The organism is Citrobacter sp. MGH 55, from assembly GCF_016906145.1.
GTDB classification, from domain to species: Bacteria; Pseudomonadota; Gammaproteobacteria; order Enterobacterales; family Enterobacteriaceae; genus Citrobacter_A; species Citrobacter_A amalonaticus.
Genome location: NZ_CP070239.1, coordinates 2,063,976 through 2,088,288 on the forward strand (window position 1 = coordinate 2,063,976; position 24,313 = coordinate 2,088,288).

Annotated in this window: 26 protein-coding genes and 3 tRNA genes; 16 read left to right on the forward strand and 13 right to left on the reverse strand. The window is 53.0% G+C overall.

The features are described 5' to 3' along the window. Positions 1 to 59: 59 nt before the first annotated feature. The 4 genes from dnaC to JTI98_RS08250 all read right to left on the reverse strand — a co-directional run bounded on the left by dnaC (position 60) and on the right by JTI98_RS08250 (position 2,676). Positions 60 to 797, reverse strand: a complete 738-nt coding sequence (gene dnaC / locus JTI98_RS08235) for a DNA replication protein DnaC (RefSeq protein ID WP_042321989.1) — start codon at positions 795 to 797, stop codon at positions 60 to 62. A gap of 2 nt (positions 798 to 799) precedes the next feature. Beyond that, complete coding sequence (gene dnaT / locus JTI98_RS08240) at positions 800 to 1,339, reverse strand: primosomal protein DnaT (protein WP_044253900.1); 540 nt, start codon at positions 1,337 to 1,339, stop codon at positions 800 to 802. Positions 1,340 to 1,435: 96 nt separating this feature from the next. After that, complete coding sequence (locus JTI98_RS08245; RefSeq protein WP_042999321.1) at positions 1,436 to 1,909, reverse strand: threonine/serine exporter; 474 nt, start codon at positions 1,907 to 1,909, stop codon at positions 1,436 to 1,438. Further along, positions 1,900 to 2,676, reverse strand: a complete 777-nt coding sequence (locus tag JTI98_RS08250) for a threonine/serine exporter ThrE family protein (protein WP_042999322.1) — start codon at positions 2,674 to 2,676, stop codon at positions 1,900 to 1,902. The genes JTI98_RS08245 and JTI98_RS08250 overlap by 10 nt, the downstream gene beginning before the upstream one ends. A 295-nt stretch (positions 2,677 to 2,971) precedes the next feature. Between JTI98_RS08250 and pobA the strand changes: the two genes are divergently transcribed. The 4 genes from pobA to bglJ all read left to right on the forward strand — a co-directional run bounded on the left by pobA (position 2,972) and on the right by bglJ (position 6,637). Then, on the forward strand, positions 2,972 to 4,159 hold the full coding sequence (gene pobA, locus JTI98_RS08255; RefSeq protein ID WP_042999323.1) for a 4-hydroxybenzoate 3-monooxygenase: 1,188 nt from the start codon (positions 2,972 to 2,974) through the stop codon (positions 4,157 to 4,159). A 12-nt stretch (positions 4,160 to 4,171) separates the two neighbouring features. Beyond that, positions 4,172 to 5,047: a helix-turn-helix domain-containing protein gene (locus JTI98_RS08260; RefSeq protein ID WP_042999324.1), complete on the forward strand. Its 876-nt coding sequence runs from the start codon at positions 4,172 to 4,174 to the stop codon at positions 5,045 to 5,047. 274 nt (positions 5,048 to 5,321) lie between these two features. Then, positions 5,322 to 6,044, forward strand: coding sequence for a LuxR C-terminal-related transcriptional regulator (locus JTI98_RS08265; protein WP_156595779.1), 723 nt, complete (start codon positions 5,322 to 5,324; stop codon positions 6,042 to 6,044). Then, positions 6,005 to 6,637 carry a DNA-binding transcriptional activator BglJ gene (gene bglJ / locus JTI98_RS08270; RefSeq protein WP_044253909.1) on the forward strand — a complete coding sequence of 211 codons (633 nt, stop codon included), beginning with the start codon at positions 6,005 to 6,007 and terminating at the stop codon, positions 6,635 to 6,637. The genes JTI98_RS08265 and bglJ overlap by 40 nt, the downstream gene beginning before the upstream one ends. Before the next feature lie 26 nt (positions 6,638 to 6,663). On the opposite strand, the gene JTI98_RS08275 is transcribed toward bglJ, so the two are convergent. Next, positions 6,664 to 7,122: a YbaK/EbsC family protein gene (locus tag JTI98_RS08275; RefSeq protein ID WP_216082117.1), complete on the reverse strand. Its 459-nt coding sequence runs from the start codon at positions 7,120 to 7,122 to the stop codon at positions 6,664 to 6,666. Positions 7,123 to 7,357: 235 nt separating this feature from the next. On the opposite strand from JTI98_RS08275, the gene JTI98_RS08280 reads away from it, so the two are divergent. Further along, positions 7,358 to 8,704: a PTS sugar transporter subunit IIC gene (locus tag JTI98_RS08280; RefSeq protein ID WP_042999328.1), complete on the forward strand. Its 1,347-nt coding sequence runs from the start codon at positions 7,358 to 7,360 to the stop codon at positions 8,702 to 8,704. Positions 8,705 to 8,732: 28 nt separating this feature from the next. Here the strand turns inward: JTI98_RS08280 and fhuF are convergent, their stop codons facing one another. Together fhuF and JTI98_RS08290 are read right to left on the reverse strand one after the other, a co-directional pair. Next, complete coding sequence (gene fhuF, locus JTI98_RS08285) at positions 8,733 to 9,521, reverse strand: siderophore-iron reductase FhuF (RefSeq protein WP_042999329.1); 789 nt, start codon at positions 9,519 to 9,521, stop codon at positions 8,733 to 8,735. Between the two features lie 112 nt (positions 9,522 to 9,633). After that, positions 9,634 to 10,698 (reverse strand): GGDEF domain-containing protein, encoded by a 1,065-nt coding sequence (locus tag JTI98_RS08290; protein WP_042999330.1) that lies wholly within the window; start codon positions 10,696 to 10,698, stop codon positions 9,634 to 9,636. 244 nt (positions 10,699 to 10,942) lie between these two features. On the opposite strand from JTI98_RS08290, the gene JTI98_RS08295 reads away from it, so the two are divergent. Beyond that, the gene (locus JTI98_RS08295; protein ID WP_080343205.1) at positions 10,943 to 11,179 is read left to right on the forward strand and encodes a DUF1435 domain-containing protein; all 237 of its coding nucleotides are present in this window, start codon (positions 10,943 to 10,945) and stop codon (positions 11,177 to 11,179) included. A 37-nt stretch (positions 11,180 to 11,216) separates the two neighbouring features. On the opposite strand, the gene JTI98_RS08300 is transcribed toward JTI98_RS08295, so the two are convergent. The 4 genes from JTI98_RS08300 to rsmC form a co-directional block, all read right to left on the reverse strand. Next, positions 11,217 to 11,303 (reverse strand) — tRNA-Leu (locus tag JTI98_RS08300). 31 nt (positions 11,304 to 11,334) lie between these two features. Continuing rightward, positions 11,335 to 11,421 (reverse strand) — tRNA-Leu (locus tag JTI98_RS08305). 28 nt (positions 11,422 to 11,449) lie between these two features. After that, positions 11,450 to 11,536 (reverse strand) — tRNA-Leu (locus JTI98_RS08310). Positions 11,537 to 11,833: 297 nt separating this feature from the next. Beyond that, positions 11,834 to 12,865 carry a 16S rRNA (guanine(1207)-N(2))-methyltransferase RsmC gene (rsmC, locus tag JTI98_RS08315; RefSeq protein ID WP_058587109.1) on the reverse strand — a complete coding sequence of 344 codons (1,032 nt, stop codon included), beginning with the start codon at positions 12,863 to 12,865 and terminating at the stop codon, positions 11,834 to 11,836. 102 nt (positions 12,866 to 12,967) lie between these two features. Between rsmC and holD the strand changes: the two genes are divergently transcribed. From holD to JTI98_RS08355, 8 genes are all read left to right on the forward strand, one after another. Then, complete coding sequence (gene holD / locus JTI98_RS08320; RefSeq protein ID WP_044327053.1) at positions 12,968 to 13,381, forward strand: DNA polymerase III subunit psi; 414 nt, start codon at positions 12,968 to 12,970, stop codon at positions 13,379 to 13,381. Next, positions 13,350 to 13,796 carry a ribosomal protein S18-alanine N-acetyltransferase gene (rimI, locus tag JTI98_RS08325; protein WP_044327054.1) on the forward strand — a complete coding sequence of 149 codons (447 nt, stop codon included), beginning with the start codon at positions 13,350 to 13,352 and terminating at the stop codon, positions 13,794 to 13,796. Before holD ends, rimI begins: the two co-directional genes overlap by 32 nt. Before the next feature lie 14 nt (positions 13,797 to 13,810). Then, positions 13,811 to 14,488, forward strand: coding sequence for a pyrimidine 5'-nucleotidase (yjjG, locus tag JTI98_RS08330; protein ID WP_044264694.1), 678 nt, complete (start codon positions 13,811 to 13,813; stop codon positions 14,486 to 14,488). Positions 14,489 to 14,580: 92 nt separating this feature from the next. Next, a complete protein-coding gene (gene prfC, locus JTI98_RS08335; RefSeq protein WP_216082118.1) occupies positions 14,581 to 16,170 on the forward strand; it encodes a peptide chain release factor 3 in 1,590 nt (529 codons plus the stop codon). Positions 16,171 to 16,584: 414 nt separating this feature from the next. Continuing rightward, positions 16,585 to 17,202, forward strand: coding sequence for a molecular chaperone OsmY (osmY, locus tag JTI98_RS08340; protein WP_042999335.1), 618 nt, complete (start codon positions 16,585 to 16,587; stop codon positions 17,200 to 17,202). A 131-nt stretch (positions 17,203 to 17,333) separates the two neighbouring features. Then, a complete protein-coding gene (locus JTI98_RS08345; protein WP_003019081.1) occupies positions 17,334 to 17,495 on the forward strand; it encodes a DUF1328 domain-containing protein in 162 nt (53 codons plus the stop codon). A 121-nt stretch (positions 17,496 to 17,616) separates the two neighbouring features. Further along, positions 17,617 to 18,690, forward strand: coding sequence for a patatin family protein (locus JTI98_RS08350; protein WP_042999336.1), 1,074 nt, complete (start codon positions 17,617 to 17,619; stop codon positions 18,688 to 18,690). Continuing rightward, a complete protein-coding gene (locus JTI98_RS08355; RefSeq protein WP_216082119.1) occupies positions 18,687 to 19,469 on the forward strand; it encodes a metal-dependent hydrolase in 783 nt (260 codons plus the stop codon). Before JTI98_RS08350 ends, JTI98_RS08355 begins: the two co-directional genes overlap by 4 nt. Here JTI98_RS08355 and JTI98_RS08360 read toward each other — a convergent pair. Further along, positions 19,458 to 20,321, reverse strand: coding sequence for a YjjW family glycine radical enzyme activase (locus JTI98_RS08360; protein ID WP_216082120.1), 864 nt, complete (start codon positions 20,319 to 20,321; stop codon positions 19,458 to 19,460). The genes JTI98_RS08355 and JTI98_RS08360 overlap by 12 nt on opposite strands. Beyond that, positions 20,293 to 21,843 carry a YjjI family glycine radical enzyme gene (locus tag JTI98_RS08365; RefSeq protein ID WP_054176771.1) on the reverse strand — a complete coding sequence of 517 codons (1,551 nt, stop codon included), beginning with the start codon at positions 21,841 to 21,843 and terminating at the stop codon, positions 20,293 to 20,295. Before JTI98_RS08365 ends, JTI98_RS08360 begins: the two co-directional genes overlap by 29 nt. 261 nt (positions 21,844 to 22,104) lie before the next feature. Here JTI98_RS08365 and deoC point away from each other — a divergent pair, with 261 nt between their 5' ends. Further along, positions 22,105 to 22,884, forward strand: a complete 780-nt coding sequence (deoC, locus tag JTI98_RS08370; RefSeq protein ID WP_042999340.1) for a deoxyribose-phosphate aldolase — start codon at positions 22,105 to 22,107, stop codon at positions 22,882 to 22,884. Positions 22,885 to 22,990: 106 nt separating this feature from the next. Next, positions 22,991 to 24,313: a thymidine phosphorylase gene (gene deoA, locus JTI98_RS08375; RefSeq protein ID WP_058587105.1), complete on the forward strand. Its 1,323-nt coding sequence runs from the start codon at positions 22,991 to 22,993 to the stop codon at positions 24,311 to 24,313.

A 24,313-nucleotide genomic window follows, 5' to 3' on the forward strand; every position in this document is an offset into this window, starting at 1 on the left:
GTGATTACTCGTGTATAAACCCTGGTCTGAGTATAGCGCCGCTCAGTCTAAGAATGGTCTTAATACTCTTTGCCGGTTACCCGACTGCGAAAACTGTCCCAGTTGAAGATCACCCACAGGCTATTGCCCAGTCGCATGCGATCCATCACGCGTTCACCCAGCAGTTTGGTCATTTCTTCCATGTTACTGTTAGTGAGCATGCCGGTCGGGCGTTTTGAAGAGGAACGACGATCGACGATCTGGTTGATGATCACCTTTTCATAGCGCGATTCGGTTTGCACGCCGATCTCATCAATGACCAGCAGATCAACATTGCTCAAATCGTTGAGCAACTGCTCTTCACTGGTTTGGCGATTGCTGAACGTCTCTTTCATCGCCGACATGATGTCCGCCACGGTGATTATCAGTACCGACTTTCCGCGCAGCAGCAGCTCGTTGCAGATTGCCGCGGCGAGGTGGTTTTTCCCCGTTCCCGGTTTGCCTGAGAAGATAAAACTGGCGATGTTGCCGTCAAACTCTTCCACGTACTGACGCGCTTTGCTTAGCGCATTCATCTGGCCTTCGCATTCCACATGATAGTTATCGAAAGAGCAGTTTTGATGTAACGGACGGATGCCGGAACGGTTAAAAGTGCGCTGCATTTTCATCGCCCGATTTTCGCGAGCCAGTGCGGCGGCGCGAATTTCACCTTGCTCTTTCTGCCATGCCAGTAGCTCTTCACCCGTTTTAAACGCCGGTTCGATATGGGCGGGCATCATTTTTTGCAGACGTTTCATCAGATCGCCAACGTTTTTCATGGTTAACCTCTAAAGCCCGGTGGAATTTGATTATCTGGTTCGCTGACCGTATTCACATCACGTTTCGGCAAGCCGCCGTTGCTCGCGCGGCCGATCTGGACGCTGCGCGCCAGTTTTTGCTGCCACTGCACGTGATGAAACACTTTGCCTTCCGCTTGCCAGTAAGTCACGAACGAAGCCAGCTCTTCAGCGGTGACCGGCTCTCTTAACGCCACGCCCCACAGTGCGGCCTGACGCTGAAAGTCGGCATCCGGCTGCCAGGCGGGATACATGGCGAATTTCCCCAGCGGTACGGCGACCGGCACCGGTTGCGGTTCTTCATAAAATTGTGCATCCAGCGTCACATCGCTCCCAGGACGGGCGAGCTTTTCTTCGAGCGCCAGCAGTTGCGCCAGGCGTGCGGGGGTCAGCGCATAAAAGGCCGGAGCGTTATTGGCAAACACCGCTACTGCACCAGCTTCAGACTTCGCCAGCACCGTCTGGTGATCGTGTAATAAGGCGTCAATACCAATGACGTCCGGGGTCAAAATTCTGGATGACATAACGTTTCTCAATACCGACTACAACCGAGAAGGGACACTGCTTCTATAGTAACACACCGATGAGGAGGAGCGGCAGGGATGCGCCTGCCGCGGCGATTAAACGCGTGGGCGTTTTCGGTAGAGCCACAGGCCGGGCACGGAGAGTCCGATCGAAAGCGCGCCCACAATCGACGAGGCTTTCAGGAAATTGGTCAGCAGCGTAATCATCAACGGTTCGCTGTAGCCGAAGTGGCCGATTTTCACCGCAGAGATCATTGCCGTGTAGGCTGAAATTCCGGGGAACATCGGGATCACCGCCGCAACGGTAAACACTTTGGGATGCGCCAGATACCAGCGCGACCATTGGATGCCGATGCTGCCGACAAGCAGCGAGGCAACAAACGTTGACCATTCAATATTAAACCCGGCGGTCATCATCACCATACGCGAACCGTGACCGAGCGCACCGAGCAGCGCGCACCAGGGCAGGGCGCGGTGGGGGACGTTAAAGACCATCGCAAACCCCAGTGCCGGGATCGCGGAAAGCAGCATGTCCTGCATCAGCGCGAGAATGAAATCGATTATACCCATCCGCGAAGCCCCCAAAGTGTCAGCGCCATGACCACGCCCACGCAGGTTGCGAGCGTCAGCAAGCTGGCGATCGCCCAGCGCGCCAGACCGGTATTGATGTGTCCTTTAAACATATCCGCCACCGCGTTGATCAGCGGAAAACCGGGAACCAGCAGCAGGACGCTGGCGGCCATCGCCACCGTGGGCGTCTGGCTAAAGGCGGGAAGGTGTAACATCAGGCCGGAAATGGTGGTCGCGACAAAAGCCGTGACGCAAAAGTTGATCTGTGGATGCAAATGACGATGCGCCAGGATTTGACGAATATACATCGCCACCATGCTGGCAAAAAAGGTAATCACCGCGCCGTCCCAACCGCCGTTATTCAGCTTACAGAAGCAGGCGCAGGAGAGGCCGACCATCAACGCGACCAGCCAGCGCGGATAGCGCAGGGGCCTGACCTGGCTGAAACGTTTCTCGACGCCTTTGTAATCCAGCAGCTTATGTTCGGCGAGAATGACGATGTGCTGAACCTCAGTGACCACATGCATATTAATGCCGCGATCCTGGTTTTTTCGCGTGGAGGTCAGGCATTGCCCATCTTTAATAGTGGTCAGAACGATAGCATTGGAGGAGATAGCGCTTTCGACGCTGTCCATCCCCAATGCCAGCCCAAGTCGGGTAGAGAGTTCATCAACCAACGCGCTCTCCGCGCCGTGTTGCAGTAAAAAAAGCCCACACTGAATGCATAACCGTGTAACCGTTCGCTGTAATGACTGCTCTTCTTGCATGACTCGCCCTGGCTGAAAAGACGCGTTACGTACTGTCGAATGACGAAAGACATCTTTGTATCACGAAGTGCGCGTTTTTTGGCTCCGGCTGAGATCAATCTTTCTGTTGAAAAAAGAACCCGCTCTACGGTGGCCGGAATTTGAACTGCGCCACAGTTTTGCTAAATCGGTGAAAAGTGCAATTTTTAACCGCATTTAGCCCTTCTTTTTCTGTGTCTGCTTATCAAAAATGCAATTTGAAACTTTTATTCAACATTGATTAAACAAATAATCAACGATGCAGACGAGGAATGTGATGAAAACTCAGGTCGCGATTATTGGGGCAGGACCTTCCGGCCTGCTACTGGGACAATTACTGCATAAGGTGGGGATCCGCACACTCATCATTGAACGTCAGACGCCGGAGTATGTGCTGGGGCGCATCCGGGCGGGGATCCTCGAGAGTGGGACGGTTTCGCTTTTGCGGGAAGCTGGTGTGGCGCAGCGCATGGACAGCGAAGGTCTCGTACATCATGGCGTTGAGTTTATTTTTGATGGCAAACGCATTCCCGTCGCGCTGAGTGAATTGACCGGCGGCAAAAGCGTGATGGTCTACGGACAAACGGAAGTCACACGGGACCTGATGCAAGCGCGTAGCGACTGTGGTGCGCCTACGATTTATGGCGTTCAGCAGGTAGACATTCACGATGCTAAAAGTGACCGTCCTTTTGTCACGTTTGAGAAAGAAGGGGAGAAGTGCCGCATTGAGTGCGACTTCATTGCCGGGTGTGATGGATTCCACGGCGTTTCCCGACAAAGTATTCCGCGTGATGTCATTCGCGAATACGAAAGCATCTGGCCGTTTGGCTGGCTGGGGCTGCTGGCCGATACGCCGCCAGTCAATCCGGAGTTGATTTATGCGCATCATGAGCGTGGATTTGTACTTTGTAGTCAGCGCTCACTAACCAGAAGTCGCTACTATTTGCAGGTCCCGCTCAGCGAACAGGTGGACTCCTGGAGCGATGAACGTTTCTGGGGCGAGCTGAAACGGCGTCTGCCTGATGAACTGGCCATGAAGTTAGTGACTGGTCACTCACTTGAAAAGAGTATCGCACCATTACGTAGCTACGTGGTGGAACCGATGCAATATGGCAAGCTCTTTCTGGTTGGTGATGCGGCGCATATCGTGCCGCCGACCGGTGCAAAGGGACTGAATCTGGCCGCGTCCGATGTGAATTATTTATGGCGTATTTTGACGCAGTACTATCAGCACGGGCGTAACGACCTGCTGGCGACCTATTCCCGACTGGCCCTGAACCGGGTATGGAAGGGGGAGCGTTTCAGCTGGTTTATGACCCATCTGCTGCATGATTTTCAGGGAAAGAGCGATTTTGATCGCAAGATGCAGGAGGCGGACCGTCAGTACTATCTGGGCTCGCAAGCGGGACTGACGACGATCGCGGAGAACTATGTCGGACTGCCTTACGAAAAGATTGGTGAGTAATGAGGAAAAATGATGCCACCGGCTGACATTGTCCCTGTTTTTAAATTGTATGGTGAACACCAGGGATGGCCCACTCCCGACCTGCTGCACTGCGAATCAATTCATCAGCGCAGCAGTTTATATGAGTGGCATATTCGGGTGCATCAGCATGCGGAGATCGTCCAGTTGCTCTACTTGCATCGGGGGGAGGCAACGATTGAAATCGAGGGGCAGACGACGGTGATGCGTGATGCCTGTATTCAGGTCGTCCCTGCGCTTTGTGTCCACGGTTTTCGCTTTTCCCCCGGGACGCAAGGTTACGTTCTTTCTCTGGCGTTACCGCTGATTGGCCGCCTGGAGTCTCAGTTCCCACAGCCGTTGTCATTGCTCACTACCCCTCAGTGCGTGCCGGTGGCTCAGTCTCGCAGCCACATCCGCACGTTGTTTTCCGCCTTGCAGAGGGAGTATCAGACGGATAACGAGGCGCGGGAAATGATGCTGTTTTCATTGCTGAGCGCGCTGCTGGTCTGGCTTCGTCGGCAGCGTCTGCCGGTTCAGCCACCGAATGACACCCTGGCGCGCCGGCGTAGCGCAATACGCCTTTTTGCCCGGCAGATTGAGAGCCACTATCGCGAACATCTTCCCCTTGCAGAATACGCGCATCGAATCGGGCTTTCCGCAAATTACCTGAATCAGTTATGCCGTGAATTTCATCATTGCAGTGCATTAAGCGTTTTGCATCAGCGGTTGATGCTCGAAGCCAAACGTAGCCTGCAATATACCAGCATGACGGTAAGCCAGATCTCCGACTATCTGGGATTCAGCGATGTTACCTATTTTTCCCGCTTCTTTAAAAAACACGCCGCGTTGTCTCCGAAGGCATACCGGGAATATATTAAGAATAAATAGCTTGTCCAAATTTGGATAAATAAAAAATTCATATATAAAATAAGAATGTTTAATATCCTGTTCTGGAATGCGACGTATCTATCGACAATATCGACTTGTATTATACCCCGTGATAGTTGTATAACCGCATTTTACGGAATTAACGTTAAAACACCAGGGATAAACAATTCATATTGTCTATTGTTTTGTTTTTTGTATTGCATAATTGTATGTGTTAATTCAAATGCGATTCATTAATAACAGAAAGATAAAAGCATATGAATATGGAGGATATATGTTGCCAGGATGCTGCAAAAACGGAATTGTCATCAGTAAAGTTCCCGTGATACAAGCGGGACTCCACGGGGTTATGCAACTGCATTTCCCGGAGTATGAACTCACCATCTGTAGTGTCGTAGAAGAACTCACGCCACTACAACTGCGTCGGACGGAATTGGTGATCGTGGATTTAACCGGTGACTGCCATCACCCGCGCGCTGTCTGCGAGCGATTCTACACACTTCTTTCTCAATACCGTGATATCCACTGGGTTTTCATGGTGTCGCGCGCGTATTACGCGCAGGCGGTCGAATTGTTGATGCGCCCCTCCAGTACGCTGCTGTCTGATGTCGAACCGATTGAGAGTCTGGTAAGTACTATCCGCTCGGGACACAGCAGCCCTGACCGAATCAGCAAAATGCTGTTGTCACCCCCAGAATTAGAACCTCTGGAATTTGGTTCTCACGCCATTCTTTTAACGCTATCAGAGCGAAAAGTACTGCGCCTGCTGGGGAAAGGTTGGGGGATTAATCAGATTGCGGCATTACTTAAAAAAAGTAACAAAACCATCAGCGCCCAAAAAAATAGCGCGATGCGCCGATTATCAATACACAGCAATGCGGAAATGTACGCATGGATTAACAGTTCTCAGGGAGCCAGGGAGCTGAATTTACCTTCAGTATATGGAGAGACAGCAGAATGGAAAATAGAAACTGTACGCGAAATGTCGCACTCATAGAAAAATGTGTTATGAGTGGTATTGGTATTCAGAGTTTATTTAACGCAACGTTTGATAGCCAATATAAATTACACCTCTATTTGACGCTGGATGATTTTCAACAGGCGATGGGTACGACTGCTTTTTCTGCCATTATTTTCTCTCTCTCCTCGATCAGAAAAGACAGGCGGGTGGGGTTGATGAGTCTGATCGAACTGGCTGAAAATTATCCCGGCATGCGTCGCTTGGTGATCGCGGATGATGATGTTGAAGCGCGTTTAATCAGCGCACTGTCGCCCTTACCGTTGGATGGCGTACTGAGCAAAGCCGCTTCGCTCCCCGCGCTGCAGGAGGCGTTATTTACTGCGCTAGGCGGTACGCGGCGGATCAGCGAAAGTAACAGCAATCTCTGGTATCTCAATCAGAGTCGTATGCTGAGCCCGACAGAGCGTGAGATTTTGCGCTTCATGTCCTGCGGTTATTCAATGCCGCAAATCGCGACAGAACTGGCGCGAAATATTAAAACCATCCGGGCGCACAAGTTTAATGTGATGTCGAAACTGGGCGTCAATTCTGACGCCAGTTTACTGCATGCGGCGGATATTCTGCTTTAATCGCCGCGAAAGCAAAGGGTTGATGTTTACTGGCACACATCAACCCAGGTGGCGGAAGTCAGCTCAGCCATGCGCTCTGGCGTAATACGCACTGCGCTATGAGTGGCACCGGCGGCCGGAAGGACTTCGGTGAACGATCGTAAAGAGACGTCACAATAAACAGGCAACGGGGTTTCCAGCCCGAAAGGACAAACCCCGCCAACGGGATGTCCCGTCGCGTTGACGACTTCATCACTGCTCAGCATACGGGCTTTGGCACCGAAAGTGCTTTTGAGTTTTTTATTGTCCAGTCTTGCATCACCTTTGGCGACGACCAGGATGATGGCGTCCTTCACCTTCAACGAAAGGGTCTTCGCTATCTGTCCGGGCTGTACGTTATGCGCTTTTGCCGCCAGCTCAACCGTCGCGGTGCTTTGATTAAATTCAATGATTTCAATATCCGGGGCATGTTCGGCTAAAAATTGCCGTACCGATTGCAGACTCATTTGATTCTCCTGACACCATTTCTACAGTCCTCAACGCTTCAGAAAACTGCTGGCGTAATTTGGCATAAGTCTTCCAGTACTGTAAATATTTTAATGTAACAAACCAGCAACATGGGCGATTTTTCGATCCTCTTCACATTCACGGAAACCGGTTACCGTAACCGGTTGCAGTCCTCGAAAGAGCGATTAATACTGGAGCTGTCACTTCCTCTGTATCACATAAAAAGAGCCACTTATGAAATCTACCAACCATGCAGTCTTTAATGTGATTTTCCGGTTTGTTGAAAACTATGTCAGCCCGATTGCCGGGCGCATTTCTTCACAGCGTCATGTTATGGCTATCCGTGACGGCTTTATCTCTGCGATGCCATTTATGATTGTCGGATCGTTTCTGTTGGTATTTGCCTATCCTCCGTTTTCACCCGATACCACCTGGGGCTTTGCCCGGACCTGGCTGGATCTGGCTAAGCAGTTTGAAGGGCAGATCCTGACCCCCTTTGATATGACCATGGGGATCATGTCGATCTACATCTGTGCTGCCATTGCCTATAACCTGGGCAAACATTACGTCAAGTCATATCAGTTGGACCCGTTCATGTGCGCCATGCTCTCTATCATGGCGTTCTTACTGGTCGCCGCGCCTAAAACAAAAGGCACTCTGCCTGTGGACAGCCTCGGCGGAACGGGGATTTTTACGGCGATTCTGGTGGCGCTTTACTGCGTAGAAATGATGCGCTTTCTGAAAGCGCATAACATCGGCATTCGTTTACCCGATCAGGTCCCGCCGATGATCAAAAACTCATTCGATCTGCTGATACCGGTGCTGGTGGTGGTGTTGACATTATACCCACTCAGCCTGCTGATTCAGGCACAGTTCGACATGCTCATCCCACAAGCCATTATGTCCATCTTCAAACCGCTGGTATCCGCTGCCGATTCTCTGCCAGCGATTTTACTGGCGGTACTGATTGGCCATCTGTTGTGGTTTGCCGGTATTCATGGTGCGGCGATCGTCTCCGGGATGCTGCAAATGTTCTGGCTGACCAACCTGGGTATGAACCAGACAGCGCTGGCGCAGGGGGCACCGTTACCGCATATTTTCATGGAGGCGTTCTGGACGTTCTTCATCGTGATTGGCGGGTCGGGTGCGACGATGGGGCTGGTGATTTGCTATCTGCGCAGTCGTTCCGTACATCTGCGCTCAATTGGCCGACTGAGCGTAGTACCCAGTATCTTTAACATTAACGAGCCGGTGATTTTCGGTACGCCAATTGTTATGAATCCGGTATTCTTTATTCCTTTCCTGTTAGCGCCGATGGTGAACGCCGTGCTGGCATGGGCGGCGATGAAACTGGATCTGATTGGTCGTGTAATTTCGGTTGTGCCATGGACTGCGCCAGCGCCAGTCGGAGCCGCGTGGGCATTAGGCTGGGATTATCGTGCTGCAATTCTGGTGGTGCTTCTGGCAATCGTTTCAGCCGTCATCTACTTCCCGTTCTTTAAAGTGTACGAGAAGCAACTGCTGGAACAAGAGGCGGAAGAGGCACAACGTTCAGACGCGGAAAACGAGCAGATTGCGTAGTTATCATCAGGGGGCGAACGCTCCCTGACTACTTCAGCGTACAGTCACCACACTGCTGAACGTCCGGCAGACGATAACGCTGACAGCATGTTCTGCGTACCAAGACGCCTTCACGAGGGACGACCGTACGCCAGAGCGGGTTGTCAGCCCCACAGGACAACTGCTTTTCAAAGAAGCAGGTCTGGCGCAGCGTATTCAACAATGTTTCACCCAGCAGCGGTTTCATTTCAGTGAGATACCAGTTAATCAGATAGCCGGTATTGCTCCAGATAAGTTTGCCGTTGATCTCTCCGGTCGCCTCTAGTGCCTGGATGACCGGCGTCAGCGCCTGCTTAACCAGCGTTTCCATGCGTGCCTGCGGGGATTGCGTTGTCGCCAGTTGATCCTGATGTACGTCGATCCAGAAGCACGCAGCACGCCCGGTTTCGTGAAACTCAACGTGGATATGTTCGGGCGAGACATCAATGGCTGTTTCCTGCGTGAGCAGGGCTAGCATGAGGGGAGGTACCATCAGACCGATGTACCACTGCGCCCACAGCGAGATTAGCGGCTTATTTTCGCGCGACTGCGTGGGATGGTTGCGATAAATATGATCGGAGTAAATTGCCAGCAGAGACTGAAGCTCGCTGGGGCGACACCATTGTGCCAGCGTCATCGCACTTTGTGGTGCGGGTTCATCCAGACGGATAAAATCCAGCAGATGCTCACGCGTCTGGGCTATGGTTGCGCGTACGGCTTCGGCCAGCGAGGGCATCTGTGGCTGGAGATGCGTTCGCCAGATGACATCGTCAATGATCGGTGCGGAACGATAGGCCATAGTCTGGATAGTAATCTAAATGATAATGATTGCCAATCCTAACGATAGCGATAACCGATAGCAAGATCTTTGTCAGCTGACGTTTAACGGCGCACGAATGCGCCATCGTTCGTCAGGCGATACCCGGATCGTCACTGACTAAAATATGGTTACGACCCAAATCCTTAGCTTTATAGAGCGCCTGATCGGCATGAAGAATGGCTCCTTCGACATCGCTCCCCACCAGAGGCGCAATACCGATACTGATCGTGACGTGAGTTGCGACGCTCTCATTGAACATATGGGGAATTTTGAGATCGTAAACATTCTGTCGGATGCGTTCCGCTACCGTGCGGGCGGTTTGTGGGTCGATCGCCGTCAGTAACACCATAAACTCTTCTCCCCCAAACCGGGCGACGACATCACGTGAACGCACAGCGTTGCGGATCGCAGCAGAAACGCGGATCAGCGCCTGATCGCCCATCATATGCCCATAGTGATCGTTGTAGGCTTTGAAATGGTCGATGTCGATCAGTAAAACGTAATGTTCATGCGTGTCGAGTTCCAGCACGGCTTTCAGCTTATGCTGGAGTCCCCGCCGATTGTACAGGCCCGTTAATGGGTCAAGCATGCTCAGGTCAGTCAGTGTCTCTTTTTCGGCGAGCAGTTTGAACATCAGTTGCTGGGCGAAGTCGTCATAGCGCTTTTGAATCACATGCTGAATCGCGATACCGGCCATGGGCAGGGCCATAAAAAAGAGTAACTGCAGGCCATGTTCGTGGCCGTTTAGCCATAAACAGACGAATAAGGATGGCAGCGAATGAAGGGTGAAAGCGATGATATTATTGGCAAAAGCAATTGAGCCAATAAATAACACCGTCAGCAGTGCAACCAGTAAAAAAGAATAGTCAGGATTCTGCTGAGCCAGGTATTTCAGCGTAATGTGCGCTGCCCATAACCCACCAAAGAGTAGCGAGATAGCATGGAGATTAATCCGCTTCTTCGCATACTTTACATGCCATGTCAGTAACGCAGTGCTCAGCACAAGGATGAGAGATCCTGGTGTGGAGATGGTTTTACTGGGAAAGATCGGAAAGGCTACGGCAAACAACGCGGAAACAGCGTTGAGAAACAAAAAGAGTCGCAGAGAGAGTTGGTATTTTTTCGTGCGCAGAGTTTGCCAGGATTGTGCAGTCATATCTTAACGTCATTATTTATCTAACAATTACACTGTTCAGGTCACACAAATAATGGGCGAGAAGATGCTCGCTTAAGTTCAGATTATTGTGTCTCTATGTTTACCGCTGTGCAATTTATCACCTTAAATAATTCGTGTCATCATTACTTAAGTAAAGCTCATGTAAGTGGTCTATGGATTACTGACAAATGAGAAAATTTATCATATGATATTGGTTATCATTATCGGTATGAGAGGTGAAACCATGTTGCAACGGGCGCTGGGCAGTGGATGGGGAGTCTTGCTGCCGGGGATCGTGATTGCCGGGCTGGCGTTTGCCGATCTTTCTCTCGGGGCATGGAAGACCATTATTGTATTCGGGTTACTGCTGACACCGGCTATGCTTTATCACAAACATTTGCGGCACTTTGTATTGTTACCATCATGCGTTGTGTTGATCGGCGGAATGATGCTGGTGATGATGAACTGGAATCAGGGATGAATAATCACGAATGTTCTGGAGAGGAAGGTAAGATAATTGGTGCGAGGGGGGGGACTTGAACCCCCACGTCCGTAAGGACACTAACACCTGAAGCTAGCGCGTCTACCAATTCCGCCACCTTCGCACAGTCATCTTACTTTTTGATATCGCCTCGTTGGTGCGAGGGGGGGGACTTGAACCCCCACGTCCGTAAGAACACTAACACCTGAAGCTAGCGCGTCTACCAATTCCGCCACCTTCGCCCAGTGCGAGCAATATCAACGTGGTTTATGGTGCGAGGGGGGGGACTTGAACCCCCACGTCCGTAAGGACACTAACACCTGAAGCTAGCGCGTCTACCAATTCCGCCACCTTCGCATACCATCGATTCTTAAAAAGAATCGCTACCACGGAGGCGCATTCTAGTGGTTTTCAGTTTTTCGTCAATAGTTAATTACGTAGGATAGCGGTGATTGCTGCAAAAACGGCCATTCGCATGGCCGTTCAGGCTRCTGACAAAGAAGGWAAAAACGTGGTTTTTCCTTCTTTGTGGTTATCAGACGAAAATCAATGAGTTGATTTTCCTKGTTTTTAATRAGGTGATCTCTGCTTGTCCGGTATCGGGATGAGGTTTGTCATTCCTCTCAACGGCCATTTGCATGGCCGTTATCGCGACTAGGCTTTTTTCGCCTGGCGGGTCATGACCGTACGATACACTTTGAAGCGTCCGGTCTGGGCGATGACTTCGTGGAAGCCAAAGGTCTCATCCAGTACCTGCGGATACGGCAGGAAGGCGTTAGCAACTATGCGCAGTTCGCCACCACTGTTCAGATGACGTACGGCACCGCGAATCAGAGATTGTGCGGCATCAAGGCTGGTTTGCATGCCGTCATGGAACGGTGGGTTAGAGATGATCATATCAAAGCGCCCCGTCACTTCAGAGAAGACGTTGCTGGCAAAGACTTCGCCCTCAATGCCATTCGCCGTCAGGGTGGCGCGACTGGCTTCCACCGCCGGCGCGGCGACGTCACAGAGCGTTAAACGCACTTTCGGTGAGTGACTGGCCAGCGCGACAGAAAGCACGCCTGCGCCACAGCCGACGTCCAGCACTTTACCTTTGGTGTGCGGTGTCAGCGTGGAGAGCAGTAACTGGCTGCCGACATCCAGACCATCGCGGCTGAAGACGCCTGGCAAGGTTTTGATCGTCAGCCCATCAACGTGGTACTCGCCCCAGAATTTATCGGCATCAAATGTCGGCTGCGTTTCCAGACGACCATGATACAGGCCGCAACGACGCGCGCTGTCAATTTTGTTCAGCGGGGCATATTCCGCCAGCATTTGCTCGGCGCTACGTACGCCACTGCGGTTTTCACCGACTACGAAAATGTCGGTTCCTACAGGAAGCAGCGACAGAATATTCATCAACTGGAACTGGGCTTCCGGCTTGTTTTTCGGCCAGTAATAGATAAAGGTGTCGCAGTCGGCAACGTCTTGCGCTTGTGCGACAAGGCTGAAGCGTGCGTTGTCGCCCATCTGGCGGCTCAGCACCTGCCAGTGGTGGAACTGTTGGGTATGCACGCGGCGGTCTGCGCTTTCAAAGCGCGCGGGCAGGTCATCCTGCAAGTCTCCGGCAAACAGAATACGGCTTTGTTCGAAATCATCACTGTGGCGCAGCAAGACTTCACTTGCCGGGGTAAAAGCAGACATGGAAAACTCCTTAATTCATACAGCGGGCGATTATAGACGTTTGATGGCGTCTATTCGACTAATTTGCTATATTTGCGCCCCTGAATACAGGAGCGATTCGCTATGACAACCCGACGAGACTGGCAGTTACAGCAACTGGGCATTACCCAGTGGTCGCTGCGTCGCCCCGGCGCGTTGCAGGGAGAGATCGCGATTTCCATTCCTGCGCACGTCCGTCTGGTGATGGTCGGTGAAACACTGCCGCCGCTGACAGAACCTCTGGTCAGTGACATTCTGCGAGCCTTAACGCTGAGCCCCGATCAGGTATTGCAGGTGACGCCCGAACGCGTCGCGATGCTGCCGCAGGGCAGCCGCTGCAACAGCTGGCGACTGGGTACAGATGCGCCGTTGTCGCTGGAAGGTGCGCAGGTTGCAACGCCGGCATTTGATGAATTGCGGGCAAACCCCACGGCACGCGCCGCACTATGGCAACAAATCTGCACACATGAACACGATTTCTTCCCTCAGTCAGAGTGATTTACCCGCCGCGTTTCAGATTGAAAAGCGCGCCCATGCGTTTCCCTGGAGTGAGCACACGTTTGCCAGTAATCAGGGGGAACGTTATCTCAACTATCAATTGACGGTAGAGGGGAGAATGGCGGCGTTTGCCATTACGCAGGTAGTGCTGGATGAAGCTACGCTGTTCAACATTGCCGTTGATCCCGACTTTCAGCGCCGGGGAATAGGGAAAGCGCTGCTGGAACATCTCATTGATGAGTTAGAAAAACGCGGCGTCCTGACGCTGTGGCTGGAGGTTCGCTCCTCCAACGTTGCCGCCATCGCATTGTACGAAAGCTTAGGTTTTAACGAGGCAACGATTCGCCGCAATTATTATCCGACCGCTGACGGTCGTGAGGACGCCATCATAATGGCACTGCCAATCAGTATGTAAAAGAAGGTGTAATGATGAAGTGGGACTGGATTTTCTTTGATGCCGACGAAACGCTGTTCACGTTTGACTCGTTTACTGGCTTACAGCGGATGTTTCTCGACTACAGCATCACCTTTACCGCTGAGGATTTTCAGGACTACCAGGCCGTGAATAAACCGCTATGGGTGGATTATCAGAACGGCGCGATCACCTCATTACAGCTTCAGCATGCTCGCTTCCAGAGCTGGGCAGAACGGTTAAAGGTTGAACCGGGCTCGCTTAACGATGCCTTTATGAACGCGATGGCCGAAATTTGCGCGCCGCTGCCAGGGGCCGTTTCGCTGCTCAATGCGATACGCGGCAAAGCCAAAATTGGCATTATTACCAACGGTTTCACCTCCTTACAGCAGATCCGCCTGGAGCGCACGGGACTACGCGACTACTTTGATTTGCTGGTCATTTCTGAAGAAGTGGGCGTGGCGAAGCCGGATCCGAAGATTTTTGATTACGCCCTGGCGCAGGCGGGCAATCCCGATCGTGATCGGGTGCTGATGGTTGGAGATACCGCTGCGTCCGATATTCTTGGCGGCATCAACGCCGGGCTTTCTACCTGCTGGCTGAATGCGCATCATCGCGAGCAGCCCGAAGGCATCGAGCCGACCTGGACCGTATCGTCATTACACGAACTGGAGCTGCTCCTGTGTAAACACTGATTGCCTCCCCCCCGCTGATGGGTAAAATAGCCGCAATTTTTCGTATTCAACATGCGCGGTGCGATGCCGCGTTTACTCAAGAAGAATGAACTATGACGTTGTCTCCTTATTTGCAGGAGGTGGCCAAGCGCCGCACTTTTGCCATTATTTCTCACCCGGATGCGGGTAAAACGACCATCACTGAGAAGGTGTTGCTGTTCGGACAGGCGATCCAGACTGCCGGTACGGTAAAAGGCCGTGGTTCCAGCCAGCATGCGAAATCAGACTGGATGGAAATGGAAAAGCAGCGTGGGATCTCCATTACCACCTCCGTGATGCAATTTCCGTATCACAACTGCCTGGTTAACCTGCTGGACACCCCGGGGCACGAAGACTTCTCCGAAGATACCTATCGTACCCTGACGGCAGTGGACTGCTGTCTGATGGTGATCGACGCCGCGAAAGGTGTTGAGGATCGTACCCGTAAGCTGATGGAAATCACCCGTCTGCGCGATACGCCGATCCTGACTTTTATGAACAAACTCGACCGCGACATCCGTGACCCGATGGAGTTGCTGGACGAAGTTGAGAACGAGCTGAAAATCGGCTGTGCGCCGATCACCTGGCCGATTGGCTGCGGCAAGCTGTTCAAAGGGGTTTACCACCTCTATAAAGATGAAACCTATCTGTATCAGACGGGTAAAGGCCATACCATTCAGGAAGTGCGCATCGTTAAAGGACTGGATAACCCGGATCTCGACGCGGCCGTTGGCGAGGATCTGGCACAGCAGTTGCGTGACGAACTGGAACTGGTGAAGGGCGCCTCTAACGAGTTTGATAAAGAGCTGTTCCTGGCGGGCGAAATTACCCCGGTCTTCTTTGGTACCGCACTGGGTAACTTCGGCGTTGACCACATGCTGGATGGTCTGGTGGAGTGGGCGCCAGCACCAATGCCACGCAAGACCGATACGCGCGTGGTGGAAGCGGAAGAAGAGAAGTTCACTGGCTTTGTCTTTAAAATTCAGGCCAACATGGATCCGAAACACCGTGACCGCGTGGCATTCATGCGCGTTGTTTCCGGCAAGTACGAAAAAGGCATGAAGATGCGTCAGGTCCGTATCGGCAAAGACGTGGTGATCTCTGACGCGCTGACCTTTATGGCCGGTGACCGTTCGCATGTAGAAGAGGCTTACCCGGGCGATATCCTCGGTCTGCACAACCACGGTACAATCCAGATTGGCGATACTTTCACCCAGGGTGAAATGATGAAGTTCACCGGTATACCGAACTTCGCGCCGGAACTGTTCCGTCGTATTCGCCTGAAAGATCCGCTGAAGCAGAAACAGTTGCTGAAGGGGCTGGTACAGCTTTCCGAAGAAGGTGCGGTACAGGTGTTCCGTCCGATCGCCAATAACGATCTGATTGTGGGCGCGGTCGGGGTACTGCAGTTCGACGTGGTTGTTGCCCGTCTGAAGAGCGAGTACAACGTTGAAGCCATTTATGAATCTGTCAACGTGGCGACGGCACGCTGGGTGGAATGTGCTGATGCGAAGAAATTCGAAGAGTTTAAGCGTAAGAATGAAGTTCAACTGGCACTGGATGGCGGTGATAACCTGACCTACATCGCACCGACGATGGTGAACCTCAACCTGACGCAAGAGCGTTATCCAGACGTTCAGTTCCGTAAGACGCGCGAACACTAATTACCCCTTCAGGGCGCGGCTGTCGCTGCGCCCTGCGACTTTTCCAGCCTTATTATCCCCTTGCGGAATGTTCTTAAATCCCTCTGTTTTGCTTATGACTGCCTGTTTTTTATACAATCCTCCGCGCTTTTTCAAAATTGTGATCTATATTTAACAAAGTGATGACATAAACATTGGCTTTAAATACCGTTCAACTCGTGAATCTAAGTAGTTAAAGCTAATGTCTGATGTAGTCACGATATTAATAACTGACTCAGAGGGGCGCCTGTCAGCGTATCATCATCACCTTTTCTGTTGCGTGATTGTGACCGCCGCCATTGACTTCTGAGCTGGGTGAATTTTTCACCATATTCAGCAATGCAACCTTATGTTGCCTGAGCTCAAATTATGAGCAAACCATACAGGAAAAAATCGATGACTATGACAAGACTGAAGATTTCTAAAACTCTGCTGGCCGTGATGTTGACCTCCGCTGTGGCAACGGGTTCTGCGTATGCAGAAAACACCACAATGGATAAAGCGCAATCCGGTGTAGAAAGCGCAGGGCAGAAAGTCGATAGCTCTATGAATAAAGTCGGTAATTTCATGGATGACAGCGCCATTACCGCCAAAGTGAAAGCGGCACTGGTGGATCATGAAAACATTAAGAGTACCGATATTTCCGTCAAAACCGAACAGAAAGTCGTAACGCTGAGCGGCTTCGTCGAAAGCCAGGCGCAGGCGGAAGCGGCCGTGACCGTGGCGAAAGGTGTTGAAGGCGTAACCTCCGTCAGCGACAAACTCCACGTGCGCGACAGCAAATCAGACTCCGTAAAAGGCTATGCCGGCGATACGGCAACCACCAGCGAGATCAAAGCGAAACTGCTGGCGGATGACATCGTTCCTTCTCGCAAAGTGAAAGTAGAAACGACCGATGGTGTGGTCCAGCTTTCCGGCACCGTGGATTCCCAGGCGCAAATCGAGCGCGCTGAGAGCATCGCGAAAGCCGTTGATGGCGTAAAAAGCGTCAAAAACGATCTGAAAGCGCAGTAAGTCTTCGGTTTCTCCTCCGGCCCCGGTCGGAGGACGTCATGAGCACTAGCACTACACAAACAATAGCGTGAATGAGCAGCCTGAGCGCTCATATCAAGCGGTCGACATTAACTATGGTAAAGGAGAAGCGTATGTTTCGTTGGGGCATTATATTTCTGGTTATCGCGTTAATTGCCGCCGCTCTGGGATTTGGTGGACTGGCCGGTACGGCAGCGGGCGCGGCGAAAATCGTCTTCGTCGTCGGGATTATTCTCTTCCTGGTCAGCCTGTTTACAGGGCGTAAGCGGCCCTAGCGCGTAAAGCGTACAATGATTTTGCTGTCAAGCCAGTCCAGTGGACTGGCTTTTTCGGTTTTAGCCGCCGTCTATTTGCGTTATTTTGGCACATTACGTAATAAGAAACAGGAAGGCAGAGGTGGGGCAGCGTATACCCGTCACGCTCGGCAATATTGCGCCGTTGTCATTAAGAAGGTTCAAACCGGGTCGCCTGGCGTTGGTCTGCGAGGGCGGCGGGCAGCGTGGCATCTTTACCGCAGGTGTACTGGACGAGTTCATGCGCGCGCAGTTTAATCCGTTCGATCTCTATTACGGCACCTCGGCGGGGGCGCAAAACCTGTCGGCCTATCTGTGCAACCAGCCCGGCTACGGGCGCAAAGTCATCATGCGCTATACCACCAGACGGGAATTCTTTGACCCGGTACGCTTCGTGCGCGGCGGGAATCTGATCGATCTCGACTGGCTGGTGGAATCTACGGCCAGTCAGATGCCGTTACAGATGGATACCGCCTCGCGCCTGTTCGAAACCGGGAAATCGTTTTACATGTGCGCCTGTCGGGGGGATGACTACACACCGTACTATTTCTCTCCCAATACGCAAAACTGGCTCGATCTGATCCGGGCGTCCAGCGCGATCCCAGGGTTCTATCGTAGCGGCGTATCGCTGGAGGGAATCAATTACCTGGATGGTGGGATCAGCGATGCCATTCCGGTGCGTGAGGCCGTGAAGCAGGGGGCGAAAACGCTGGTGGTGATTCGGACGGTGCCTTCGCAAATGTATTACACTCCGCAGTGGTTCAAGCGGATGGAGCGCTGGCTGGGCGAAAGCAGCCTGCAGCCGCTGCTCAATCTGGTTCAACACCACGAAGCCAGCTATACGGAAATTCAGCGATTCATTGAAAAACCGCCGGGCAAGCTGAAGATCTTTGAAATCTACCCGCCGAAGCCGCTAAAAAGTATGGCGCTGGGAAGCCGGATTCCGGCATTGCGGGAAGATTATAAAACCGGGCGGCTGTGTGGGCGCTACTTCCTGGCGACCGTGGGAAAACTACTGGCAGCGGAACCGCCGTTATCACGCCATCTGCCGCAAATCGTCACGCCGACGCCAGTGGTGGTTCCACCAGCACCGGTGGCCAACGATACCCATGCGGCGGTGGTGAGCGATGCGCCGCAGGCTAACGATACGACATTCAGCAATGAGGATCTGGCGTGAGTTTTCGCTTTATCGATACCCACTGTCACTTTGATTTTCCGCCTTTTACCGGGGATGAAACCCACAGCCTGCAACTCGCGGGTAAGGCGGGCATTGAGAAGATCATCATTCCGGCCACCGCAGCGGAAAACTTTGCCCGCGTGCAGGCGCTGGCGGAACGCTTTTCGCCTCTCTATGCCGCGCTCGGTTTACATCCGATTGTGATTGAACAGCATACGGAAGAGCATCTCGAACGGCTGCGACAGGCGCTGGAACAGCGTCCGGCAAAGGTGGTCGCTGTTGGTGAGATAGGCCTGGATCGGTATCGCGACGATCCGCAATTTGCGAAGCAGGAGCGGTTTCTGCAAGCGCAATTGACGCTGGCAAAACGGTTCGATCTTCCGGTGATCCTCCATTCCCGGCGCACGCATGACACGCTGGCGATGCATCTTAAACGTCATGATTTACCGCGTACGGGTGTGGTGCATGGATTCGCCGGCAGCCTGCAACAGGCCGAACGCTTTGTACAACTGGGATACAAAATCGGCGTCGGTGGCACGATAACCTATCCGCGCGCCAGTAAAACCCGTGACGTGATGGCACGATTGCCGCTGGAGGCGCTGCTGCTGGAGACCGACGCGCCGGATATGCCGTTGAATGGTTTTCAGGGGCAGCCAAATCGTCCGGAACAGGCGGCGAGAGTGTTCGATGTGTTATGCGAACTGCGCCCGGAACCCGCAGAGGCGATCGCTGAGACGCTGTATCGCAATACGACAGCATTATTTACTCTAGAGATATAGTGCAGGGAAGATAAGCTCAGTCACGCCGCGTTCCCGTAATGCCTGCGCCAGCGTCTCCACCTCTTGTGGCGTCGCGCTCGGCCAGGATTTTGCCTCACCGTATACCCCGTGCGCATGAAAGGCATTCAGTCGTAGCGGGACATTTCCCAGTTGTCCGATGAATGCGGCGAGTGAATCAATGTGCTGCAGATAATCCACCTGCCCGGGGATGACCAGCAGGCGCAGTTCTGCCAGCTTTCCTCGCTGCGCCAACAGCGTAATACTGCGCTTGATCTGCGCGTTATCCCGACCGGTGAGTGCGATGTGGCGCTCACTATCCCAGGCTTTGAGATCGAGCATCACGCCATCGCAAACCGGTAGCAGTTTCTGCCAGCCGGTTTCGCTCAACAGCCCATTGCTGTCGACCAGACAAGTCAGCGACCGGAGCTGCGGGTCGGCCTTAATCGCCGTAAACAAATCCACAACGAAAGGCAACTGCGTTGTGGCTTCGCCGCCGCTGACGGTGACTCCCTCAATGAACAATGATGCTTTGCGGATCTGGCGCAACACCTCGTCCACGCTCATTGTTTGCGCCATCGGCGTTGCCTGCTGCGGGCACATCTGCAAACAGGTATCACACTGTTCGCAGACCTCGGCATGCCAGACAACATTCCCATCACTGAAACTCAGCGCCTGGTGTGGGCACTGTGGAACGCATTCGCCGCAGTCGTTGCAGCGTCCCATCGTCCACGGGTTATGGCAATTCTTACAGCGCAGATTGCACCCTTGCAGAAAGAGGGTCAGACGACTGCCCGGCCCGTCCACGCAGGAGAACGGGATAACCTTACTGACTGAAGCGCATCTGCTGTTCATGACTGACGACACGAGGTTGGCGTTCCAGAATATGCGTATTGCGTGCGGCCTCTTCCCCCAGCCAGGTGGTATTGGTCCGCGAGCCTTCGGCGCGGTATTTTTCCAGATCCGACAGGCGCACCATGTACCCGGTAACGCGGACCAGATCGTTGCCGCTGACGTTGGCGGTAAACTCGCGCATTCCCGCTTTGAACGCGCCCAGACAGAGTTGCACCAGCGCCTGCGGGTTACGCTTGATGGTCTCATCGAGCGTCAGAATGTCGCTGATACCGGACTGATAATGCGCATGGTGCGGTGCGACGGTTTGCAGGTGGGTGATCGGATCGGGTTCATCGCCATAGGGCAAACGTGCGCCCGGCGTAGTACCAATATCTGAACTGATCCCCGACTGGGCATGCAGCATTGCGCGCTGCTGCCAGCCATATTTCACCGGCGTGTTCTCGACAAAATCCGCAAGCTGGGCGCTGATGCGATAGCCCAGATCGTTCGCCGTCTCATCTTTGCCGTAGCGCGCATTCATACCCGCTTTTTCGCACAACAGGTTAACCGCCTCCGCCAGGCCGTACATACCGAACATCGGCACAAAACGTTGTGGATCGATCAGACCTTCCTGCACCAGGAAGCTATTCTCAAAGAAATGTGATTTTTCATAGAGGAACTCACATCGCGCATCGATGATGGCAATTTGCTGCTGACAATAGTACGGCAGTGTGCGGTTAAAGAAGTCATAGACAGAAGTGCTGCGCTCGGCAATGGCTTTCAGATTGAGACGAACCAGCGTGCTGCCGCCACCGGCAAGCGGCAGAGAGTTGTAACAGCTGACAATACCATAGTGACCTTTTGTGAAAATTTTATCATTTACCGGCCCATTGGAAATATGCGGCTTGCTGCATTCACAGATGTTTTTTGCCACTTCCAGCAGCAGATCATCGGGGGTGATTTCCGGGTCGTAGATGAACGTCAGATTAGGCGCAACCTGCTTTAACTCTGCGTCGGCGCGTAAAATAGCCCGGGTGATGGGGGTATCTGCCGGGCCAATGTTGGCGTGCATAAAAGCGTCAGGCAGCGTTCTGTCGAGATACCGCCAGAAACGTTTTATTCGAATATCGATCGCTTCTTGTGTTAGAATTTTCACATATGGTTGCAGCAGCGTATCCAGTTGCCCCAGGTAAACCGGCATCGATGTGACGGAAGGCACGTGGTGATACAGAATGGTCAACAGAGACAGTGCATCGTCCAGATCTTTCGCCCCTTCCAGTTCCAGCCAGGCTGAACCGTTGGCCAGAAAACGCGCGTAATCGGGAAGCACATAGCGCGGTTTATACGGTGCGTGACCTTCGAACATATCGCAGATAACCCCGTCGTCCAGCGCCTGGCGCGCCCCGGCGGGCAGTGAAGGGTAAGGCAGGTTGTTCTCTGCTTCCAGCGCGAGAAAATGACGTTTCTGTTCCGGACTGAGGAGTGAGCTGGTGACGATTTGCTGGCAACGTTGTTGCAGCGCGGTTTCATGGGTCGTAGGCATCGTAATTCCTTTATAGGCCGAAGATCATAACGTCATTGTAGAAAGATGTGCTGTCAGCACTTTGATCCTGATGCGCCTGAGTGGAGAAGAAATCGACAGAAAAGGACTATTTTTTGAAGTTGATCTCATTACAGTAATGCAAATTTGTACGTAGTTTTCATTAACTGTGATGTATATCGAAGTGTAACGGTGAGTCGATGTTAGAATACTAACAGACTCGCAAGGTGAGAATTTTATACGGCGACGCCGTTGGAGAATGTTATGAGCGATTTAACTGCAAGCAGCCTGCGCGCACTGAAACTGATGGACCTGACCACCCTGAATGACGACGACACCAATGAAAAAGTGATCGCCCTGTGTCATCAGGCGAAAACTCCGGTTGGCAACACGGCAGCAGTCTGCATCTATCCGCGTTTTATCCCGATTGCGCGTAAAACGCTGAAAGAGCAGGGCACCCCGGATATCCGTATTGCGACGGTGACTAACTTCCCGCATGGCAACGACGATATTGAGATCGCGCTGGCGGAAACCCGCGCGGCGATTGCTTACGGGGCGGATGAAGTGGACGTGGTCTTCCCGTACCGTGCGCTGATGGCTGGTAACGAGCAGGTCGGCTTCGATCTGGTGAAAGCCTGTAAAGACGCGTGCGCGACGGCAAACGTGCTGCTGAAAGTGATCATCGAAACCGGTGAGCTGAAAGAAGAGCAGCTTATTCGTAAGGCCTCTGAAATCTCTATCAAAGCAGGTGCGGATTTCATTAAAACCTCTACCGGTAAGGTACCCGTAAACGCCACGCCGGAAAGCGCTCGCATCATGATGGAAGTGATCCGCGATATGGGCGTATCCAAAACCGTGGGCTTCAAACCTGCGGGCGGCGTGCGCACCGCCGAAGATGCTCAGCAGTTTCTGGCTATCGCTGACGAACTGTTCGGCGCGGACTGGGCGGATTCTCGTCACTATCGCTTTGGGGCATCCAGCTTGCTGGCAAGCCTGCTGAAAGCGCTGGGTCACGGCGATGGTAAGAGCGCAAGCAGTTACTAAATTTGAATTGCCCATCGTAGGCCGGATAAGGCGTTAGCCGCCATCCGGCATCAATACGACTCGCCGGGGAGCACATGGCTTACCCGGCCCTAATCGGGAGGTTATCGTGTTTCTCGCACAAGAAATTATTCGTAAAAAACGTGATGGTCAGGCGTTGAGCGATGAAGAAATTCGTTTCTTTATCAATGGTATTCGTGACAATACCATTTCAGAAGGGCAGATCGCCGCCCTGGCGATGACCATTTTCTTCCACGATATGACGATGCCAGAACGCGTTTCGCTGACCATGGCAATGCGGGATTCAGGAACCGTCCTGGACTGGAAGAGCCTGAATCTGAACGGCCCGATCGTGGATAAACACTCCACCGGCGGTGTGGGCGACGTGACGTCGCTGATGCTCGGCCCAATGGTCGCAGCCTGTGGCGGCTACATTCCGATGATTTCAGGTCGCGGACTGGGTCATACCGGCGGTACGCTCGATAAACTGGAAGCTATTCCGGGATTCGACATCTTCCCGGACGACAACCGTTTCCGCGAAATCATTAAGGACGTGGGTGTGGCGATCATCGGGCAAACCAGCTCGCTCGCACCGGCGGACAAACGTTTTTATGCCACCCGCGATATTACCGCAACGGTGGATTCCATCCCGCTTATCACCGGCTCCATTCTGGCGAAAAAACTGGCTGAAGGGCTGGATGCGCTGGTTATGGATGTGAAAGTCGGCAGCGGCGCGTTTATGCCAACCTATGAGCTCTCTGAAGCGCTGGCGGAAGCAATTGTGGGCGTGGCGAACGGTGCTGGCGTGCGCACCACCGCGCTGCTGACCGACATGAACCAGGTACTGGCGTCCAGCGCGGGTAACGCGGTGGAAGTACGCGAAGCGGTGCAGTTCCTGACCGGCGAATACCGCAACCCACGCCTGTTCGATGTGACGATGGCGCTGTGTGTTGAAATGCTGATCTCCGGCAATCTGGCGAAAGACGACGCTGACGCGCGGGCGAAATTGCAGGCGGTGCTGGATAACGGTAAAGCAGCTGAGATCTTTGGCCGGATGGTTGCCGCCCAGAAAGGCCCGACCGACTTCGTGGAGAACTACGCGAAATACCTGCCGACGGCAATGCTCAGTAAAGCGGTTTATGCTGATAACGAAGGGTTCGTCAGCGCGATGGATACGCGTGCGCTGGGTATGGCGGTGGTGTCGATGGGCGGCGGTCGTCGCCAGGCGTCGGATACCATTGATTACAGCGTCGGCTTTACCGATATGGCGCGTCTTGGCGACAGCGTAGACGGGCAGCGTCCGCTGGCGGTGATCCACGCGAAAGATGAAGCCAGCTGGCAGGACGCGGCGAAAGCCGTCAAAGCGGCAATTATCCTTGACGATAAAGCGCCTGAAAGCACACCAACGGTCTATCGTCGTATCACCGAATAG